The organism is Streptomyces sp. NPDC079167 (assembly GCF_040686735.1).
GTDB lineage: Bacteria > Actinomycetota > Actinomycetes > Streptomycetales > Streptomycetaceae > Streptomyces.
The window spans coordinates 25,471-44,814 of sequence record NZ_JBFBLO010000009.1; the positions used below are offsets into that span (position 1 = coordinate 25,471).

Consider the following 19,344-nt stretch of genomic DNA (forward strand, 5'->3'; position numbering starts at 1 on the left):
CCCGCACCGCGGCGGCGCGGCGACGAGGGCGAGCTGTTCGGCGACTGCCGCAGGCTCCTGACGATCGTGCGGAGGCGGACGGTCCCGTGCAGGTCAGGGCGGTCGGCGAGCGGCGAGCTGGAGCCTTTGCGGGCGAAGGTGACCGAGCTCGCCGACCGGGGCTGACTGCACAAGCGCGCGTACGGGCGGTGCACGGCACGCCCGCAGGCGCGCGGGCGGGCCCGTAACCGACGGGCCTCCGACGGCGAGGGGGATCGCCCTCCTGCTGGAGCACTAACGGCCGCTGAAGAAGTCGGTGAGGGCGGGCACCACCACGTAGAACAAGTGATCCATTGCCTGGTGCTTGACGTAGCATTGCTTACATGTTGAATCTGGAGCGCCTGCGGACGCTGGATGCCCTGGCCCGGCACGGCTCGGTGAGCGGAGCGGCCGACGGTCTTCACGTCACCACCTCGGCCGTCTCCCAGCAGATGTCCAAGCTGGAACGCGAGGTCGGGCAGCAGCTCCTGGCCAAGAACGGCCGGGGGGTCCGCCTCACCGACGCCGGCCGGCTGCTGGCGGACCACGCGGCGAAGATTCTCTCGCAGGTGGAGGTGGCCCGGTCCGACATCGAGGCGCAGCGGGGCCAGGTGGTGGGCGAGGTACGGCTCGCGGCGTTCCCGACGGCGGCCCGCGGGCTGTTCCCCGCCGCTCTCACCTCCCTCCGTGCGGGCCACCCCGAGCTCAGGCTGCGTACGGCGGAGCTGGAACCGGAGAGCGGGATCCGCGCGGTGCTGCGGGGGGATGCCGACCTCGCGGTGGTGCTCGACTGGAGCAACAAGCGCCTGCCGGTGCCCGCGGGCCTGGTCAAGGCGGAGCTCCTCGACGACGCGCCGGACATCGCCATGCCCGCAGGTCATGCGCTCGCCGGCCGACGGGAGGTGGACATCGAGGACTTCGCCGAGGACGACTGGGTCTCCTGGCCGGAGGGTGAATTCTGTTACGACTGGCTGATGTTCACCCTCCGGTCCAAGGGCATCGAGCCCCGCATCGCGCACCTCGCAGGCGAACACCACACCCAGCTCGCCCTGGTCGCGGCCGGATTCGGTGTATGTGTGGCGCCCCGGCTGGGCAGGGGGCCGGTGCCCGGCGGGGTGAGTCTGGTGCCCGTGCGACAGCCGATGCGGCGTCATGTTCACGCGGTGTGGCGCGCGGACGCCGACCGCAGGCCGTCGATCAGGGCCGCGGTGGAGGCGTTGCGTGCGGCCGGCCGGGCTCTGCCCGCCGATTCCCGGGGGCCCGTGACGGCCGGAACACCTTTGTGACGTGCAGGGTCTGACAGACAGTGATATGTACCGCTGCCAGGAGCCGGGCGTCCCGTTCCGCGGCGGTCATCGTGATTCCGACGGCCGCGGTGCCGGGCAACAGCAGGTGCGGCCCCTCACGCCAGCGTGATGGAGCCGCCCTCCACCCGGATCTCTTTCTCCGGCAGTGGCATCGTCGCCGGGCCGCCCGTGACCTCGCCGGTCGCCGCGTCGAACGTACTGTTGTGGCACGGGCAGGTGATGACGCCGTCGGCGATCCCCTTCACCGCGCAGCCCTGATGGGTGCACTTCGACGAGAACGCCTTGAACTCCCCGGCCTTCGGCTGTGTCACCACCACGCCCTGGTCGGCGAGGACGACGCCTCCTCCCTCCGGGATGTCGGCTGTCCGGGCGAGAGGCGCGCCGCCGTTCGCGCCGTCCTTCTTCCCGGCCGGTTCGGCCGTGTCCGGGCCGCCGGAGTCCTTGGATCCGCCGCCGCACGCGGTGAGAGCGACGGCCAGTCCCGTCGCCCCGACCGCGACGACGGTGCGACGCCCCACATGGGCCTGGCTCTCCTGTGATGCGCTCATGCCGGCTTTCCCTTCGTCGGAGTACGAGACGCCGGGTGAGGATGGCGTCAGGTGTGGATACCTGTCCTCGCGGCCGCTCGTTCAGTCACGGGGCCGATTCTTCCGCACGGGAGCGACGAGGAGCATGCGCAGGTCCATGGCGTCGGCCGTCGCGCGGGGCTCTCGGCCTCCAGCCCTACGGGCTGGCCGGCGTGCCGGCCCGGACCAGGGCTCGCGCCAGGTCGATGCTTGCCGAAAGGGTGTCGAGCGGGAGCGGCTGCGTGGCGAGGGCGCCCTCGTGGATCACGAGGAGCTGGGTGGCGAGACCGGCGGGGTCCGGGCAGCCCGCCGCGGTGGCCAGCTCGCCGAACAGGTCCAGCAGCCAGAGCTTCTGGTCCGCGGCGATGCGGTGCGCGGGATGCGAAGGGTCGGGGAGCTCGGCCAGCGCGTTGATGAACGCACATCCGCGGGAGTTGGTCCCGCTCCAGGTCCGCAGCGCGGCGAAGGGCGCGGTGACGGCCTCCACGGGCCGGTCGCAGGCGTCGACGGCGGCGCGGACGAGTGACCGCCAGCGCCGGTCCCGCTCCGCTAGGTAGGCCGCCACGAGGTGGTCCTTCGAGCCGAACCGGTTGTAGAGGGTCCGCTTGGTCACGCCCGAGTGCTCGGCGATCAGATCGACGCCGACCGCCGTGATCCCGCGGTTGTAGAACAGCTCCTCGGCAGCCTCCACGATGCGGCGGCCGGCCGGTGTCATGGGCTGTGTTTCCGGCATCGGGCGCCTCTTCACTGATCGGTGTACCGTGAGATGGGTATACAGATCAGTATACCGATGAGGAGGTTCGAGCAATGGGTGTGTCGGAGACCATGCGCGCGGTGCGGATCGCGCGGCACGGAGGGCCGGAGGTTCTCGAGCCGACGGAGGTGGCCGTGCCTTCCCCGCAGGCGGGAGAGGTGCTGGTCCGGGTGAGCGCCGTAGCGCTGAACAACACCGATCTGTGGACCAGGGAGGGCGCCTACGGCAGGCCGGGAGACCCGAAGGCGTTGTCGGGCTGGCGGGGCCCGATCGCCTTCCCGCGCATCCAGGGCGCCGACGTGGCCGGCCGGGTCGTGGCGGTCGGCGCCGACGTGGAGGGGAGCCTGGTCGGGCGCCGCGTGGTCGTCGATCCGGCGGTCTACGACACCGAAGGGCCGGACGCGAACCCGGTGGGCCTGATGGGGAGCGAACGTGACGGCGGTTATGCCGAGTACGTGACCGCGCCGGCGGCCCAGGTGCACGACGTGACGGATTCCCCGCTCACCGACGAACAGCTCGCTACGCTGCCGACGGCCTACGGCACGGCGCTGGGCATGATCGAGCGGGGCCGGCTGCTGGAGGGGGAGACCGTCCTTGTCTCCGGGGCGTCCGGCGGTGTCGGCCTGGCGCTGATCCAGATCGCCCGGGCACGCGGCGCGCGGGTGCTCGCCATCAGCAGCGGATCCAAGATCGACGCGGTACGCGAGGCGGGCGCGCACGACGTCGTCGACCGCGCGCACGACGTCGCGGGGCAGGTCCGCCGCGCCGCCCCGGAGGGCATCGACGTCGCACTCGACGTGGTCGCCGGAGACCTGGTGACCGAGTGCCTGCCGCTGTTGCGCGAGGGCGGCCGATGGGTCGTCGCCGGCGCGCTCGGCGGGTTCGAGGTGGCCTTCGACGTGCGCCGCCTCTACCTGCACAACACGCAGTTGATCGGCTCCGCGATGCACACGCCCAGGCACTTCGGCCTCCTCATGGAACTCGCCCGACAGGCCGGTATCCAGCCCGTGGTCGCCGCGACGTTCCCGCTGGAGCAGGCCGCTCGGGCGCAGGAGGAGCTCGCCCGCAGGGAACACGTGGGAAAGATCGTCATGCGCCCCTGACCGCCGGCTGCCGGCCCCGGTCACCAGCGCCGGCAGGCGCCGCGCTGCCGGCACAGGGGCCCGGCAGGTTCGTGTGCCTCAGGCCGGTGAAGGGCCGGGCCCGTGCCTGCGAGGGTCAGCTCCACGCCTGTCGTTCCTGGCTGCGCGGGTCCTCCACCTGGGTCCACTCGGTGTCGATGCGCATGCCGGCCCTGCGCTCGTTGTCGTACGGGTCCCAGCCGGGGTTGCCGGTCCTGGCGAACCGGACCCAGGACTCGTGCGTACGGGCGACGACTTCCGCGGGGGGACCGTCGGGGCCGAGCAGGGCGGCCGGGCCGTGCAGCCGGGGGAGGTGCGCGAGGTCGAAGACGAAGGGCAGCTCCATGGCGTGGGTGGCGCCGAGCTGCCCGTCGAGGGCGTGGGACCGCCATGCGAACTCGTAGACGAAGGTGGCGGAACCGGGATGCGCGGCATGAGCGCCGGCCAGGGCCCAGCTGCCCGCGCCGAACAGGGCGTCGCCCATGATGGCCGAGCGCAGCTCCCCGAAGGACGCCTCGGGGCGGGCCTTGCGGTAGGTCTCGACGAGCGGCTCCGGATTCGGGTGCGAGCGCGCCGCCGTGTCCTCGACGTCCCCGGCGGTCGAGGTGGCGTACTTGTCCACCGGGACCAGGTAGAGGTTGCCCTCCTCGGTGTTGGTCCCTATGAGCAGGTCGACATCGGCGCTCAGGCCGGCAGCGACGGATGCGGCGGGCTGTGTGTCGAGGACAAGGCTGAAGGGGCTGAGTCCGATCAGCGGGTCGTGGTGCGTGTCGGTCCGCAGGTCGATGCCCGAGAGCCGGGAGGCGGCCTCCACCAGGCGCTCGTCGGAGACCTCCGCGAAGGCGTCGGCCTGGGGCCGGACCCCCAGGGCCTCGGCCGCCGCGCTGGTGACGCGCGCGGCCTGCTCGGTGGTGAACGCCCCCAGACCGCTGCCGCTCTGGACGATCGCCCGGCGGAAGAGGCCCGCGGCCTCGGGGGCGGCCAGGACGCCACCCACGATGGTGGCCCCGGCCGACTGGCCGAAGAGGGTGACGTTGTCCGGGTCACCGCCGAAAGCGGCGATGTTCGCCCGCACCCAGCGCAGCACGGCTACGACGTCCAGCAGGCCGCGGTTGGCGGGCGCGCCGGGGATGTCGAGGAACCCGGCGATACCGAGCCGGTAGTTGAGGGTGACGAGGACGACGCCGTCGCGGGCGAAGGCGGAGCCGTCGTACATCGCGGACCGCGTCGAACCGGCGACGAATCCGCCGCCGTGCACGAACACCATGACGGGCAGGCCGCCGTCGGCGGCGGCGGGCGTCCAGACGTTGACGGTGAGGTAGTCATCCCCACGGCTCCAACCGGTGCCGAAGTACGGGGACATGTCCACGCTGCCGAGTTCGCGCTCGGACTGAGGAGCGTTGGGGCCCGGTACGGTGGCGTCCCGCACGCCGTCCCACGGCTCGTGCGGCTGGGGCGGAGCGAACCGGCCGGCGCCGCGGGGAGGTGCGGCATAGGGGATGCCGAGGAAGGTGAGGATGCCGTCCTCGCGCAGGCCGCGGACGGCTCCCAGCGCCGTGGCCACGACGGGCTCGGGGTGGTGATTCACGATCATGCCTTTCTGAGGGCCTCAGCCCTGCTCGGTGTACGGGGCGAAGGGAGCCCAGCCCTTGATGGCGAATGAGCTTCCCTCACGCACCACTTCGACGGCGCCGTGGCCGCCCAGGTGCGCGGGGATCACCAGTGCCGTGTTGTCGGCCGCCCAGCCCAGCACCTTGCGACGGGTGGCGCGGGCGCCCGCGGGGTCCTCGCAGAAGCAGCTGTTGGCGTCCGGTTCGAGGATCTGTACGGGGCTGTGCAGCATGTCGCCGACGAACACCGCGCGGTCCGTCCCGGAGGTGAGGGTCAGTACGGAGGAGCCGGGGGTGTGTCCGGGAGCCGCGTCCAGGCGCAGGCCGGCGTCGATCCGGTGGCTGTTCTCCCACAGCAGCGTCCGGCCGGCCCGGTGCACCGGGGCCACGCTGTCTTCGAAGACGTTCTGGTTGCCTCGGCCGAGCAGCGGCTTGTGGCCGTTCTCGGGATTCCAGAAGTCGAAGTCGTCCTTCGGCATCAGATAAGTGGCGTTGGGAAAAGTGGGTACCCACTGCCGGCCGTCCAGGTAGGTGTTCCAGCCGACGTGATCGACGTGAAGGTGTGTGTTGATCACGATGTCCACGTCTTCGGGCTCGACGCCGGCCCGGGCGAGATTGGCCAGGAAGCCTGTTTCGAGGCGGTTCCAGACCGGGGAGTACGGGCGGTCCTTGTGGTTGCCCACGCCGGTGTCGACGAGGATGGTCCTGCCCTCGCTGCGCAGCAGCCAGGTCTGGATCGCGGAATTCACGGTATTGGTATCAGGATCCAGAAAATGGGGGGTCAGCCATGAGTCGCCGCCGTTCCACACTTCCTTCGGGCTTTCCGGGAAGAATGCCTCGGGCGTCATTTCGACGGAGCCGAAGTATTCCCATACACGGGTGATGGTGACGTTGCCCAGCGTGATCTGTTCCATGGGGCTTCCCTGCGAGTTCGGGGGCTTTCCTGGAAAGGTACGAGCAGACTCGGCCGGGCGGTATCCGTAACGTGACTGCACCTGCACCTGGCTGCACCTGCCCGTGCCGCGGGCAGTGGGCCCGGCCGCTTGTAGCCTGGACGGAGCAAGGCAAGGCGGCTCCCGTTCGGAGAGCCACAGTTCCTGGAGAGTCCGTGGACGAGCACGATGGCGGCCGCGGTGCGGTCATGGAACCGGAGCCGGATCCGGGTGAGCCGTTCGTCGGACGGGAGGCGGAGCTGGCACGCCTGTTTCACGCGGTGGACCCGGCGTCGGCGAACCCGGTGGTCCTGCTGGCCGGCGACATGGGCACGGGAAAGAGCGCGCTGCTGGACCGTGCGGTGCGCCGGGCCGAAGCCGGCGGTGCGCGCATACTGCGGGCCGAGGGCAGCGAGTCGGAGTCGAGCCTTGCGTTCTCCGCCCTCCACCAGTTGCTGCGGCCCGTGCAGGCCGCGGTGAACGCGCTGCCGGAGAGGCAGCGCGCTGCGATCCAGGACGCCTTCGGCGCGGTGCCGTCCACGCCCGGGCATCCCGGTGCGCCCGATCCCATGCTGCTCGGGGTCGCCGTCCTGAGTCTGCTGTCGGACCTGGGCGACCATCGTCCGGTGCTCGTGGTGCTGGACGACACCCGGTGGTTCGACCGTGCTTCCCTGGACGTGCTGTCCTTCGTCGCCCGACGGTTGGCGGGGGAGCCGGTCACGATGCTGATCGCGGTCCGTGGCGGCGATCACCTCCCGGGATTCGACCGTCACGTGCCGACGCTCACCTTGGAACCGCTCGACGACGCTGCCGCCGGCCGGCTCCTCGACCTGCAGCCGAAGAGGCCCTCCGGCCGCACCAGGTCGCGGATCATCGACCAGGCCGGCGGCAACCCACTGGCACTGGTGGAACTGGCGAGGGCAGCCGGCGCTCACGACGCGGCCACGAGGATGCCGTCCGCCGGCCCGCTCCCGCTCGCCGATCGCCTGGAGCGGATTTTCGCCGCCCGCCTGGACGGCCTCCCCGCCGCCACGACGCGGGCCCTGCTCCTCCTGGCCGCCATGGACAGCGTCGACACCGCGATCGCCGTCTCAGCCGGGCTTCCGGAAGCCGAGGACGAGGTCTGGCTGCCCGCCGAGCAGGCCGTACTGGCCCGGCGGACCGGCCGAGACGTCCGGTTCCGCCATCCGCTGGTCCGCTCCGCCGTGTATCACGCCGCGTCCTCGGGTGCCCGGCGCGAGGCTCACCTCGCGCTCGCCGAGATGCTGCGGGACGAACCGGACCGGCGTGCCTGGCATCTGGCCGCCGCCTGCCCGGGCCCGGACGAGGCCGTGTCGGCGGAGCTGGAGCGGACCGCCGCCCGGGCCCGCAGGCGCGGCGGCCACGCGGCAGCGGCCAAGGCCCTGCAACGTGCCGCGGAACTCGCGCCGGGGCGCGAGGACAGCGCCCGGCTGATGGTCGAAGCCGCTTCAGCTGCCGTGTTCACCGGTGACCTCGCCTGGGTCGAGGAACTGGCCGCCGCGGCACGCGCCCGCACGGATGACGCGTCGCTGCTTGCTTCCGCCGCGGTGCAGACGGGACGGCTGGCGATCCTGACCGTGCGCCACACCACGGTCTTCTCCCGACTTGTGCACGCCGCCGGTGATTTGACGGTCTCGCGGCCCGCCGCGGCGCTCGACCTCCTGGCCGGCGCCGCTGTGGTCCGCTTCTACTCCGGAGAGGACACCCAGCGCCACCGCATCCAGGAGATCCTGGAGCGCCTTCCCGAGGACGCGTCGCCCGCAGGCCCGCGCACCTGGGTGAGGGCCGTGACGGACCCCTTCGACGGCCGTGACCGACTCGTCTCCCTCCTCCCACAGCTGGCCGCCGACGCGGAAGCCCGGCCGGAGCAGCTCACCACCGTCGGGATCATGGCTTGGCTCCTGGACGAGCTTCCGCAGGCCGTCCGAGCCTTCGACGAGGCCTTCGACCGCTGGGAGCTGCGGGGACCGTTGCCGGAAGGGCTCGGCGGCGCGGTCGCCTGGGCCTACGTGGAACGAGGAAGGTGGGACCAGGCCCGTGAGGCCTGCGCCCGCACCACCGCGGTCGGCCGGGTGACCGGCCTCGACCACGCCGTGGCCTGCGCGGCCGCTGTGGATGCCACCGTGCTGGCCTACCAGGGGCATGTCTCTTCGGCCCGGGCGCGGGCCGAAGAGGCGCTCACCCTGACGGACCCGCTGGAAAGCCGCTCGGTCCACGTCTATGCCCGTCGTGCGCTCGGTGCCGCGGCAGCCGCGGAAGGCGGGTACGAGAGGGCCTACGACCAACTCCGCATGATCTTCACGGCAGACGGCGACCCCGTGCACTACCACGCCTCCTGTCCGGCTGTCGCGGAGCTGGCCGCCGCCGCCGTACGCAGCGGCAGGCGCGAGGAGGCCGCCGCCATCGTCGAGCGTTCCGCACACGCGCTCGCGGACAACGCCTCACCGCGCCTGCGTGCGCTGTTCAGCCGGGCCCGTGGCCTGCTGGCGGACCCCGAGGACGCCGAGCCGCACTTCCGGGCCGCCCTGGCCGACCCGGTCCTCGAACACTGGCCCTTCGAACGTGCCCAGGCCCTGCTCGAACTCGCCGAGTGGCTGCGGCGTCGCCGGCGCATCGCGGAGTCGCGTGAGCCGCTCACCGAAGCCCTGGACATCTTCCGGCGCCTGGGCGCGCATCCCTGGGTCGAGCGTGCCCGGGCCGAATCGAGGGCAGCCGGCCTCGAAGTCACGGACACGGCCCCCGACGTGCTCGCCGAACTCTCTCCGCAACAGCAGCAGATCATCCGTCTCGCCGCACGGGGGCTCACCAACCGCGAGATCGGCGAGAAGCTCTTCCTCTCCCCCCGCACGGTCGGTTCGCACCTCTACCGCAGCTTCCCCAAACTGGGCATCACCGCCCGCTCCCAGCTGCGCGACCTCGTCGAGGACGCCCTGGCGACAGGCGGCAGATCACCCGTCCCGCGGCTCTGAGGGCTGTCCCCTTCGCATCCTCCACCGGTCGAGGCTGGTACGGGTGCGGATCGTCTCCGGGTGGTCGGGGCCCAGTATCCGCTCCCGATGGGGCAGCAGCCCGGCGAACGCCTCGACCGCGCCCGTCACATCTCCTGCCTCACCGCGCCAGCGGGCGAAGCTGTACCGGGTCGCGAGAGTCTGGGGATGGTCGGGCCCCAGGACCGCCAGTGTCTGCTCCAGCAGTCCGGCGTACGCGGTCACGGCGCCGGCCGCGTCCCCCGCCATGCCTCTCCAGTGGGCCAAGTTGTGGCGCGCCCCCAGCGTGTGGGGATGCCGAGGGCCCATGATCCGCTCGGCTTGCCGGGCCAGCTCGGCGTAGGTGACAGCGGCGCCGGCCGCGTCCCCGGCCTCACCTTGCGCATGGGCAAGGTTGTTCCGGGTCACCACGACTTCCGGGTGGTCCGGACCCAGCACCCGTATCTGTTCCGGCAGCAACGAGGTGAATGCGGCAATCGCCCCCGCTGTATCTCCTGCCTTTCCCCGCCAGTGAGCGAGCTGCTGCTGAATGATCAGAGTCTGGGGATGGTCCTGCCCCAGAATGCGGACATGGTCAGCCAATAGTTCGGCGTACTCGTCGACTGCGTCTTCCTTCTGCCCGGCATTCCCCGTCCATCGAGCCAGGCCGCCTCTGACTGCCAGGGTGCTGGGGTGGTCAGGACCCAGTACCCGCTCGTAGTCGGGCAGCATGTCGGCATACGCCCTCGCTGCTCCGTCCGCGTCCCCCGACTCTCCCCGCCACTGTGCAAGGGCGGAGCGCGTCATCAAAGTGCTGGGGTGGTCAGGACCGAGTACCCGCTCGTAGTCGGGCAGCATCTGGGCGTACGCGCCGGCCGCCCTGTCCGTATCCCCTGCCTCTCCCCACCAGTGCGCGAGGGTGGAGCGGGTCAACAAGGTGCTGGGGTGGTCAGCACCCAACACCCGCTCCACCCGGTGCAGCAGTTCGACGTACGACTCGGTCGCTCCGGCTACATCTCCTGCCGCGCCGCGCCAATGCGCCAGATTGTGCGCAGAGACCAGTGTGTCGGGATGGTCAGGGCCCAGGGCCCGCTCTCGATCAGCCAGCAGTTCGGTGCAGGCGGCGATGGCGCCCTCCACATCTCCACTCGCCCCCAAGAGGTCGGCATGCTGGTTGCGGTTGCTGAGGGTGTCGGGGTGGTCGGGGCCGAGCACGCCTGCCTGGTCGGGCAGCAAGCGCGCGTACGCCTGTGCGGCGCCCGCCACATCTCCTGCCTGACCTCGCCAGTGGGCGAGGTTGTGCCGGGCGAGGAGCGTACTGCGATGCAGGGGCCCCAAGACGCGCTGAGCGGTGTCGACCAGGTGGCCGTGGAAGGTGACTGCGGCAGCCACCTGACCGCACTCGCCGAGGCCGGCACCCAGCCGGAAGAGGAGCGGGTGGGCCTCCGGCCGCCACAACTCCTCACCCGCACATCGCTCCAGAGCGACGGCGTTCGCACGCAGGGCCCCCGCGAGGGGGGTGGCACCTTCCAGCTCCGGCCAGACCTCACTCAGCGCTCCCGCTACGGCGTGGGCGAGCTGATGCGTCCGGCCTTCCTCGAAGGTGTCCCGCACAGCGTGCTGCAGCAGGCGGTGAACGCGCACCGCCAGGTGTGGAGTCGCGGGGGAGTGGTCGATCAGGTTCAGGCGGTGCAGAACACGCAACGCGTCGGTGGCCTGAGCGGCGGAGACGTCCTCACTGCGACGGTGCGTCCGATCGGGCCCCGGGCCGAATTCCACGGATCGGCGTGCAGTGAGATATGCCAGTGCCGGGCTCGCGGTGATGACGGAGCCGGGTATGCCGTTGGCGTCGAGCATCGCGGCCATCTCGAGCATCGGCCGGGCCAGGCCGGCAGGACGCAGGGTATCGGCGCGTTCGATCGACAACGACCACGCCGCGGCGACGGTGGCCATCTGGTCGTCGGGCAGGGCGGCAGGCTCGGGCACCATGTCGGTGAGTCTGGTGGCCCGCTCCGCCAGGAGCGCGCGGTAGGCGGCGCAGTCGAGGTCCGCGTCGACGAGGTAGGCCGCTGCCTGCGAGAGGGCCAGTGGAAGATGGCCGAGGTCCGCAGCCAGTTCAGCGAGCTCCGCCTCGGCCTCCTGCCGGTCGTGGGCCGTGAGAACGCGGAGGAGGTAGGAGGACGCTTCCTCGGGAGTGAACAACCCCACCGGCACCAGGCGTCGGGTATCTCCGCCGAGGGCGGCGTCGCGACGGCGGGTGGTGATCAACGCACAGCCTGACGGACTCAGCGGCGGCCAGAGGCCGCGAAGGTCCGCGGGATCGGCGAGATCGTCCAGGACGATCAACCACCGGCATCCCTGCTTCCCCGCCTTGGGTTCCAACCAGGCCAAGAACGCATCCGCGGCCTGTTCCGGGTCCGCGAAATCCCTCCCCAGGACCTCCGTCGCTGCTTGGGCGTAGCCGCTCGTGACGGCGGACCGGCTGCCGGCGGAGATCCACACCAGAACATCCACCCGGTGGTGCTTCCAGGCGTTGCGGGCGAATTCGGCGGCCAGCTGGGTCTTGCCGACACCGCCGGTCCCCGACAGGACCTGATTCAGGACCGCCGTCCCTCCTCCAGCCACCGCAGCCCGGAGGAGCTCCCCCTCCGCCCGCTGCTGGAAGGACTGGGCTCGTGGCGGTATGACCCCTACTTGATGGGGCCAGGAAGCCGGCGTCGCCGGAGCCGCGTGGTGCTGGGTGACCGTCAGCCGACCGATGTACCCGCTGTTGGCGATTCCCCCGCTGAATGCCCTGGCATCCCCGGTACCGGATATGCGCACCCCGCCCCCGGGCGGGTTACCTCCGGCTGGGGCCGCACCGATGTAACCGGTCACTGCCGTTCCAGCGCCTCGGGCGGCAGCATCTCCGGAGTCGGTGACGTTCACCGTCGGCGCCGACTCCTCGCCGGCGGCCCCCAGGCCGGCGGCGCTCCGCCGGCGCTTCCTCCACTTCATCGCAGGACACACTCCCCGTCACGTTCGTCCATGTGGCACCCGGACCAGCGGTGAAGAGGCGGTCCCTGCCGCTGTGAACGCCACGACCTCGATTCGCCACTTCCGGCCCACAGCCCGTTCTCGCCTCCCGCTGACAGGCTGACACCTGATCCGGTGCGACGAGGGCCGTCCGCGAAATCTCTTCCGGGGATCCGGCCTCCGCACACCTATGCCATGGACTACTTCTCGCTGTACCCGCTGATGGCGTCGCCGCCTCCCGTGGTCCCGGCATCGCCGGTCCGCTCCACGGTGACGGAGCCTGCCGGTCCGCTCCCGTGATATCCGGTGACCGCTCGGCCCGCGCCTTCTGCCTGGGCCGCACCGGTGTCACGCACGACGACGCCGGCCCGGTCCGGACCGGGCAGTGCCGCCCAGATCCCGATGCCCACCGCCGCCATGCCCGCGAGAGCGGAGACCACCGTCGCGATACGGCTTGCCGTCTCCCACTGGGTGATGGCGAACACCCAACCCAGGGCGGCCACCACCACGCACGTCACAACCAACACCACGCGTTTAGTCGTCATCCCCGTATCGTCGCTCAGCCCCGGGCCGGGCGGGCGTACTTGCCGGACTCGTACGCCGGCAGCCGTCTTCGTTTCCGCGCCGCGGGTTCCGGCGTCACGAGGGGGCGGGGTCGAGGCCGCACTCCTCGTCGGCGATCACCCTCGGTTACTATGCTCACTTCCTGCCGGAAGCTGGTGGCAAGGGGCGCGGCACCATCGACGGTGTGCTGGGGGAGCGGGGAGACCGACGTGCCGGCCGGGACTCCCCGGATCGTAAAGGCTGAAAAGATGGGTGGCCTGGGAAGTGCTGGAAGAAGTCGTAGCGACTCGCTATGTCACGCCCCTGCGTGAAGGCGGATCGCTCCCCGGGATCGTCGAGGCCGACGACCTGGGCACGTACGTCATGAAGTTCACCGGGGCGGGACAGGGCCGCAAGACCCTGGTCGCGGAGGTCATCTGCGGGGAACTCGGCCGGCGGCTGGGGCTGCGGGTGCCGGAGCTGGTGACCATCCAGCTCGACCCCGTCATCGGTCTCGCCGAGCCGGACCAGGAGGTGCAGGAGCTGCTCAAGGCCAGCGCCGGGCTGAACCTCGGAATGGACTTCCTTCCTGGCTCGCTCGGATTCGACCCGCTCGCGTACGAGGTGGGCGCGGCCGAGGCCGGGAAGGTCGTCTGGTTCGACGCGCTGATCAACAACGTGGACCGGTCGTGGCGGAATCCCAACATGCTCGTCTGGCACGGGGAGCCGTGGCTGATCGACCACGGGGCCACCATGATCTGGCACCACAACTGGCCGGGCGCGCAGGCGTCCGCGGCCAAGCCGTACAACGCCTCGGACCATGTCCTCGCGCCGTTCGGCCCGGACATCGCCGCCGCGGCCGCCGAGCTCGCCCCGCTGGTCACGGAGGAACTCCTCACCGAGGTCGCCGCCGAGGTGCCGGACGAGTGGCTGGCGGGTGAGCCCGGCTTCGAGACCACGGACCAACTGCGCCGGGCGTACGTGGAGCCGCTGCTCGCACGTGCCGGAAGCATCCATGAGCGCGTCGTCATGGAGGGGCCCACCAAGACCCGGCCCAGCCAGGCCCCCGGATGGCTCACCGAGCGCCTGGCCCCCCGGCCGAATCTCACGAAGAAGGACCGGGACGCGCAGGCGGGTGCCGGGAACAGCAAGGACGGCGGCCGATGAGCGAGCGCGATGTCTTCGAGTACGCGGTCCTGCGTGTCGTGCCGCGCGTGGAGCGCGGTGAGTGCTTCAACGCGGGTGTGCTGGTGTACTGCCGCGCCAAGTCGTTCGTCGCCGCGCGGACGCACCTGGACGAGCGCAAGCTCAGGGCGCTGGATCCGAGTGCCGACGTACTCGGTGTACAGGCCGCCCTGCGGGCGGTCGAGGGGGTGTGCGGCGGCGGTGACGCCGCGGGCCAGGCGGCCGGTGACGATCCGGGGCGGCGCTTCCGCTGGCTGATCGCGCCCCGCTCCACGGTCGTCCAGCCGGGCGTCGTGCACAGCGGCCTGACCACGGACCCGGCCGCCGAGGTCGAGCGGCTGCTCGACCTGCTGGTGCGCTGATCCGGGGAGGGTGGCGCCGCCCGGGAGCCCCGGGGCGGCGCCACCGTCCGGTGTGACATGCGCCCGGGCCCCCGTGTGCCGTTGACACCGGGTGCCGGGGCTTCTAGCGTCTCGTCTGCTGAAGGTACTAAGCGGTTGCTCAGTTATCGGGAACTTCCTGACGTCCGCTGAGCCGCGATCCAAGGGCGAGGAGAACCAAGCATGTCCACCACCGAGCAGCGCGTCGCCATCGTGACGGGAGCGGCACGGGGCATCGGCGCCGCCACCGCCGTACGCCTGGCGGCCGAGGGCCGCGCCGTCGCCGTACTCGACCTCGACGAGGCGGCGTGCAAGGACACGGTCGAGAAGATCACCGCCGCCGGGGGCAAGGCCCTCGCCGTCGGCTGCGACGTGTCGGACAGCGCGCAGGTGGAGGCCGCCGTCGCGCGCGTCGCCGCCGAGCTGGGCGCGCCGACGATCCTCGTCAACAACGCGGGCGTGCTCCGCGACAACCTGCTCTTCAAGATGAGCGAGTCCGACTGGGACCTCGTGATGAACGTCCACCTCAAGGGTGCGTTCCTGATGGCCAAGGCCGTCCAGTCGCACATGGTGGAGGCCAAGTTCGGCCGTATCGTCTCCCTCTCCTCCTCCTCGGCGCTGGGCAACCGGGGTCAGGCCAACTACTCCGCGGTCAAGGCCGGTCTCCAGGGCTTCACCAAGACGCTCGCCAAGGAGCTCGGCAAGTTCGGCGTGACGGCCAACGCCGTGGCCCCCGGCTTCATCGTCACCGAGATGACCGCCCAGACGGCCGCGCGGGTCGGCATGGGCTTCGAGGAGTTCCAGGCCGCCGCCGCGACGCAGATCCCGGTGCAGCGCGTGGGGCACCCCGAGGACATCGCCAACGCGATCGCCTTCTTCACCGGCGATGACGCGGGCTTCGTGTCCGGGCAGGTCATGTACGTCGCCGGCGGACCGCTCAACTGACCCCGGAAGGGCAACGGACACCATGACTGTGCAGGACAGTGGCAAGGTCGCGCTCATCACGGGCGCGAGCCGGGGCATCGGCTACGGCATCGCGGAAGCTCTCGTCGCCCGGGGGGACCGGGTCGTCATCACGGGCCGTGGCGAGGACGCCCTGAAGGAGGCCGTGGAGAAGCTCGGCGCCGACCGGGCTGTCGGCATCGCGGGCAAGGCGCACGACGAGGCGCACCAGGCCGCGGCCGTCGAGCGTGCAATGGAGGCGTTCGGCCGGGTCGACTACCTGGTCAACAACGCCGGTACGAACCCCGTCTTCGGCCCCATGGCCGAGCTCGATCTCAACGTCGCGCGCAAGGTCTACGAGACCAATGTGATCTCGGCGCTCGGGTTCGCCCAGCAGACCTGGAAGGCGTGGCAGCGGGACAACGGCGGGGCGATCGTCAACATCGCCTCCGTCGCCGGTGTCTCCGCGTCCCCGTTCATCGGCGCCTACGGCATGAGCAAGGCAGCCATGGTCAACCTGACCCTCCAGCTGGCGCACGAGTTCGCACCGGTCGTGCGGGTCAACGCGATCGCCCCCGCCGTGGTGAAGACCAAGTTCGCCGAGGCGCTGTACGAGGGCCGGGAGGCCGAGGCCGCGGCGGCCTACCCGCTGGGCCGGCTCGGTGTCCCGGAGGACATCGGAGGGGCGGCTGCGTTCCTCACGTCCGAGCAGTCCGCGTGGGTCACCGGGCAGACTCTCGTGGTCGACGGAGGTATTTTCCTCAACGCGGGTGTGGCCTGAGAAGCCTGCGCCGGTTTGGCCTGATTGACTCAAGTGCCCCGCCGGGCCAGGGGATTGATCCGGTGGGGCGCTGCGGTATGGTCTGCCGACCCCAAGGCTGATCGAGGAGCGTGCACGTGTTCTACCGGGCCAGTCTGCAGGCCGCTGCAGCCCTTGCTTCCCTTTCTGTACTGGCCGGCTGCGGTCTGCTGTCCGACGGCAGTTCGGAGACGGACCAGCGGATATCGGTCGGAACGACGAGCTCGCCCTCGACCCTTGATCCCGCGGCGGCGTGGGACGGCTCATGGGAGCTGATGAGGAACGTCTTCCAGACCTTGGTCAGCTTCCCGACCGGCAGCACCAGCCCCGAGCCCGACGCGGCGGAGGAGTGCCGGTTCACCGACGCCACGAGCATGGCCTATCGGTGCACCCTGCGGTCGGGCCTGAAATTCTCCAACGGCGAGAAGATCGACGCCGAGGCCGTGAAGTACTCCATCGACCGGATCACCAAGATCAAGGTCAAGGGCGGCCCGGCCGGTCTTCTCGGCTCCCTCGACCGGGTCGAGACCAAGGGGGACGACACGGTCGTCTTCCACCTCAGCAGGGCGGACGCGACCTTCCCGTTCATCCTGGCCACCCCGGCCATGTCGATCGTCGCCCCCGGTGACTATCCCGAGGACCGCATCCGCGACGACGGCAAGGTCACGGGTTCGGGGCCGTACGTCATGGATTCGTACGAGCCGGGCAAGCAGGCCGAGCTGACCAAGAACCCCAGCTACAAGGGGTTCGCCGACCGGAAGAACGAAGCGGTCACGATCCGCTACTTCAAGGACTCCACCCCCATGGTGAAGGCGCTGAAGAGCAAGGAGATCGACGCCACCTACCGCGGCCTCACCGCCGAGGAGGTCATCGGTCTCGAGGACAACAAGAAGGACAACGACGGCCTGCAGATCGTGGAGTCGGTCGGTGCCGACATCCGCTTCCTCGTCTTCAATCCCGAGGACCCGGCGGCGGGGAAGCTCCCGGTCCGGCGGGCCATCGCCCAGGTCGTGGACCGCGACGCCCTCGTCGCCAAGGTCTACCGGGGCACCGCCGAACCGCTCTACTCCATGGTTCCGAAGGGCATCGCCGGCCACGCCACCAGCTTCTTCGACTCCTTCGGCGACCCGGACGTCGCCGAGGCCAGGGCGATACTCTCCGAGGCGGGTATCACCGAGCCGGTCGAGATGACCTTCTGGTACACCACGGACCGCTACGGTTCCTCCACCGCTCCCGAATTCGCCGAGCTCAAGCGCCAGCTCGAGGCGTCCGGCCTGTTCCGGATCACGCTGAAGAGCGCGCCGTGGAAGACCTTCCAGGAGGGCTTCACCAAGGGCGACTATCCGGTCTTCGGCCGTGGCTGGTTCCCCGACTTCCCGGACCCGGACAACTTCGTGGCTCCCTTCGTCGGCGAGGACAGCGTCACCGGCACCCCGTATCTGTCGAACGAGATCACCCGGGAGCTGCTGCCGTCCTCCCGTAAGGAGAGCGACCGGGGCGCGGTCTCCGACCAGTTCAAGCGGGCCCAGGAAATCCTCGTGAAGGATGTACGGCTGCTGCCGCTGTGGCAGGGCAAGCTCTACGTGGCCGCGGGTGAGGACATCGGCGGTGGCGAGCGGGCGCTCGACCCGCAGACCGTCATGCAGATGTGGGAGCTGTACCGCAAGGCCAGCTGGTAGGAGGGTGACGAGGGGCTCGGCGGGCCGGTTGATGCTCCTATTGGCTGTCAAGCGGCGGTGAGCCAGTCGCGGTGGGTGTTGGCGAGGTTGTCGTCTCGGCGGATTCCGCGTTCGAGGGTGGAAATCGTGGCGGGCCAGACTCCGAAGTGGCGGGCCGCTGCGGTGAGGGTGATGTTCTTCGACTGCCGCAGGGGTCGCAGGTCGGCGATGCCTGGGATAGTGACGGTGGTGGTCAGGCAGCGGAACATCTCCCGGGCGATGGCCCGTTTCAGCAGCCGGATGATCTCCTTCTTGGTTCGGCCGGCGGCAGTCTGCCGTGCCACGTAGTCGCGGGTGCGGGGATCGCTGGACATGCGGACCAGGGCGATGCGGTAGAGGGCGGCGTTGGCCGCCCGGTCGCCGCCTCGTGAGAGGCGGTGCCGGTTCGTGCGGCCGCTGGAGGCGGGGACGGGGGCGGCTCCGCAGAGCGCGGCGAAGGACGCCTCGGTCCGCAGGCGTTCGGGATTGCCTCCGGCCGTGACCAGCAGCTGGGCGGCGGTGTCGGGGCCGACGCCGTAGGCGGCCCGCAGTCCGGGGTTGTTGGCGGTGACCTCGCCGTCGAGGGCCCGGGTCAGGGTCTCGTGCTCGGCGGTCAGCTCTTTGACGCGTCGGGCGAGGCTCTTGAGCGCGGTGAGGACCGCTGTGTGGACCGCGTCGCCGGCCGGTCGCAGCCGGGCCAGGGCGTCGGTCCGGTCGACGCCCTTGAGCTGCCCGAACTTGGCACCGATGCTCTCGGGCGCGGTGACGAGGATGTGGGTGATCTGGTTGAGGGTGGCAGTGCGGGCCTTGACGGCGGAGCGGGCGGCGTTGTGCAGGGCGCGTATGCCGGCGACGGTGTCGTCCTTCGGCGCGCTGGAGGCCCGTCCGGACAGGGCGGCGCGGGCGGCGGCGTAGGCGTCGATGGTGTCGGACTTGCCGATGCGGCGGCGTTCGGCCCGGTCGGGACGGTTGACCTCGACGACGTCGAGGCCCGCCGAGCGGGCGGCGCGGGTGAGGCCGGCCCCGTAGGAGGCGGTGCCTTCCACCCCGATCGCCCTCACGTGGCCGTGGGCGTTCAGAAAGGCCAGGGCTGCGGCGTATCCGGCGGTGGTGGTGGCGAACTCGGCATCCGCGAGGTGACCGCCGTTGTCGCTGATGACCGCGACGTGAATGGTGTCGGCATGAGAGTCGACGCCGCCGAACACATCCTGGTCCGTGGTGTCGTCCGCGACCGCTGATGTCATGCTGATGCTGCCTTCCGAGCCGAAGGTGGGCGCCGGCCGGGTGGCGCAGACAGGACATTGAGGGGGCTTCTGACCAAGCTCCTATCAGGTCATGTTCCGCCCGGCCGGAGCCATGAGAACAGGTCCCGGCGGTCGGACAGAACAACTTGAGGACAGCCCAGCAGGGCGTCAGTCAGTGCCCGAGCCACGACCACCGGAACCTGAGTATCAGCATCAATGTCAGTGCTCCCCGGTAGGTTCTGTG

Annotated in this window: 15 protein-coding genes; 8 read left to right on the forward strand and 7 right to left on the reverse strand. The window is 70.8% G+C overall.

Annotation, left to right across the window (positions count from 1 at the left end; translation table 11 throughout):
* Positions 1 to 362 precede the first annotated feature (362 nt).
* Positions 363 to 1,304: a LysR family transcriptional regulator gene (locus AB0P41_RS19865; protein WP_365933201.1), complete on the forward strand. Its 942-nt coding sequence runs from the start codon at positions 363 to 365 to the stop codon at positions 1,302 to 1,304.
* A gap of 116 nt (positions 1,305 to 1,420) precedes the next feature.
* Here the strand turns inward: AB0P41_RS19865 and AB0P41_RS19870 are convergent, their stop codons facing one another.
* The gene (locus AB0P41_RS19870; RefSeq protein ID WP_356716627.1) at positions 1,421 to 1,873 is read right to left on the reverse strand and encodes a Rieske (2Fe-2S) protein; all 453 of its coding nucleotides are present in this window, start codon (positions 1,871 to 1,873) and stop codon (positions 1,421 to 1,423) included.
* 175 nt (positions 1,874 to 2,048) lie between these two features.
* On the reverse strand, positions 2,049 to 2,624 hold the full coding sequence (locus tag AB0P41_RS19875; protein ID WP_365933203.1) for a TetR/AcrR family transcriptional regulator: 576 nt from the start codon (positions 2,622 to 2,624) through the stop codon (positions 2,049 to 2,051).
* Between the two features lie 74 nt (positions 2,625 to 2,698).
* Here AB0P41_RS19875 and AB0P41_RS19880 point away from each other — a divergent pair, with 74 nt between their 5' ends.
* Complete coding sequence (locus AB0P41_RS19880) at positions 2,699 to 3,748, forward strand: zinc-binding dehydrogenase (RefSeq protein ID WP_365933205.1); 1,050 nt, start codon at positions 2,699 to 2,701, stop codon at positions 3,746 to 3,748.
* A gap of 115 nt (positions 3,749 to 3,863) precedes the next feature.
* On the opposite strand, the gene AB0P41_RS19885 is transcribed toward AB0P41_RS19880, so the two are convergent.
* Both AB0P41_RS19885 and AB0P41_RS19890 read right to left on the reverse strand, forming a co-directional pair.
* Positions 3,864 to 5,354 (reverse strand): carboxylesterase family protein, encoded by a 1,491-nt coding sequence (locus AB0P41_RS19885; RefSeq protein ID WP_365933207.1) that lies wholly within the window; start codon positions 5,352 to 5,354, stop codon positions 3,864 to 3,866.
* Between the two features lie 21 nt (positions 5,355 to 5,375).
* The gene (locus AB0P41_RS19890; protein WP_365933209.1) at positions 5,376 to 6,290 is read right to left on the reverse strand and encodes an MBL fold metallo-hydrolase; all 915 of its coding nucleotides are present in this window, start codon (positions 6,288 to 6,290) and stop codon (positions 5,376 to 5,378) included.
* Between the two features lie 194 nt (positions 6,291 to 6,484).
* Between AB0P41_RS19890 and AB0P41_RS19895 the strand changes: the two genes are divergently transcribed.
* Complete coding sequence (locus tag AB0P41_RS19895; RefSeq protein WP_365933211.1) at positions 6,485 to 9,298, forward strand: AAA family ATPase; 2,814 nt, start codon at positions 6,485 to 6,487, stop codon at positions 9,296 to 9,298.
* On the opposite strand, the gene fxsT is transcribed toward AB0P41_RS19895, so the two are convergent.
* Together fxsT and AB0P41_RS19905 are read right to left on the reverse strand one after the other, a co-directional pair.
* Positions 9,278 to 11,920, reverse strand: coding sequence for an FxSxx-COOH system tetratricopeptide repeat protein (gene fxsT / locus AB0P41_RS19900; RefSeq protein WP_365933213.1), 2,643 nt, complete (start codon positions 11,918 to 11,920; stop codon positions 9,278 to 9,280). The two genes, AB0P41_RS19895 and fxsT, sit on opposite strands and share 21 nt — an antisense overlap.
* 590 nt (positions 11,921 to 12,510) lie before the next feature.
* Positions 12,511 to 12,855 (reverse strand): hypothetical protein, encoded by a 345-nt coding sequence (locus AB0P41_RS19905; RefSeq protein WP_365933215.1) that lies wholly within the window; start codon positions 12,853 to 12,855, stop codon positions 12,511 to 12,513.
* Positions 12,856 to 13,138: 283 nt separating this feature from the next.
* On the opposite strand from AB0P41_RS19905, the gene AB0P41_RS19910 reads away from it, so the two are divergent.
* The 5 genes from AB0P41_RS19910 (at position 13,139) to AB0P41_RS19930 (ending at position 17,838) form a co-directional block, all read left to right on the forward strand.
* Positions 13,139 to 14,020 (forward strand): HipA family kinase, encoded by an 882-nt coding sequence (locus tag AB0P41_RS19910; RefSeq protein ID WP_365933496.1) that lies wholly within the window; start codon positions 13,139 to 13,141, stop codon positions 14,018 to 14,020.
* Positions 14,017 to 14,400, forward strand: coding sequence for a DUF3037 domain-containing protein (locus tag AB0P41_RS19915; RefSeq protein WP_356717137.1), 384 nt, complete (start codon positions 14,017 to 14,019; stop codon positions 14,398 to 14,400). The genes AB0P41_RS19910 and AB0P41_RS19915 overlap by 4 nt, the downstream gene beginning before the upstream one ends.
* A 201-nt stretch (positions 14,401 to 14,601) precedes the next feature.
* A complete protein-coding gene (gene fabG, locus AB0P41_RS19920; protein WP_014157515.1) occupies positions 14,602 to 15,363 on the forward strand; it encodes a 3-oxoacyl-ACP reductase FabG in 762 nt (253 codons plus the stop codon).
* A gap of 22 nt (positions 15,364 to 15,385) precedes the next feature.
* Positions 15,386 to 16,141 carry an SDR family oxidoreductase gene (locus AB0P41_RS19925; RefSeq protein ID WP_356717139.1) on the forward strand — a complete coding sequence of 252 codons (756 nt, stop codon included), beginning with the start codon at positions 15,386 to 15,388 and terminating at the stop codon, positions 16,139 to 16,141.
* Positions 16,142 to 16,257: 116 nt separating this feature from the next.
* Complete coding sequence (locus AB0P41_RS19930) at positions 16,258 to 17,838, forward strand: ABC transporter substrate-binding protein (protein ID WP_365933217.1); 1,581 nt, start codon at positions 16,258 to 16,260, stop codon at positions 17,836 to 17,838.
* 47 nt (positions 17,839 to 17,885) lie between these two features.
* On the opposite strand, the gene AB0P41_RS19935 is transcribed toward AB0P41_RS19930, so the two are convergent.
* Positions 17,886 to 19,100: an IS110 family transposase gene (locus AB0P41_RS19935; protein ID WP_365933219.1), complete on the reverse strand. Its 1,215-nt coding sequence runs from the start codon at positions 19,098 to 19,100 to the stop codon at positions 17,886 to 17,888.
* Between the last annotated feature and the right edge of the window lie 244 nt (positions 19,101 to 19,344).

Excerpts from the sequence above, each read along its gene's own strand:
- AB0P41_RS19865 (WP_365933201.1), top strand. The coding sequence starts at position 363 with ATGTTGAATCTGGAGCGCCTGCGGACGCTGGATGCCCTGGCCCGGCAC.
- AB0P41_RS19870 (WP_356716627.1), bottom strand. The coding sequence starts at position 1,873 with ATGAGCGCATCACAGGAGAGCCAGGCCCATGTGGGGCGTCGCACCGTC.
- AB0P41_RS19875 (WP_365933203.1), bottom strand. The coding sequence starts at position 2,624 with ATGCCGGAAACACAGCCCATGACACCGGCCGGCCGCCGCATCGTGGAG.
- AB0P41_RS19880 (WP_365933205.1), top strand. The coding sequence starts at position 2,699 with ATGGGTGTGTCGGAGACCATGCGCGCGGTGCGGATCGCGCGGCACGGA.
- AB0P41_RS19890 (WP_365933209.1), bottom strand. The coding sequence starts at position 6,290 with ATGGAACAGATCACGCTGGGCAACGTCACCATCACCCGTGTATGGGAA.
- AB0P41_RS19905 (WP_365933215.1), bottom strand. The coding sequence starts at position 12,855 with ATGACGACTAAACGCGTGGTGTTGGTTGTGACGTGCGTGGTGGTGGCC.
- AB0P41_RS19915 (WP_356717137.1), top strand. The coding sequence starts at position 14,017 with ATGAGCGAGCGCGATGTCTTCGAGTACGCGGTCCTGCGTGTCGTGCCG.
- fabG (WP_014157515.1), top strand. The coding sequence starts at position 14,602 with ATGTCCACCACCGAGCAGCGCGTCGCCATCGTGACGGGAGCGGCACGG.
- AB0P41_RS19925 (WP_356717139.1), top strand. The coding sequence starts at position 15,386 with ATGACTGTGCAGGACAGTGGCAAGGTCGCGCTCATCACGGGCGCGAGC.
- AB0P41_RS19935 (WP_365933219.1), bottom strand. The coding sequence starts at position 19,100 with ATGACATCAGCGGTCGCGGACGACACCACGGACCAGGATGTGTTCGGC.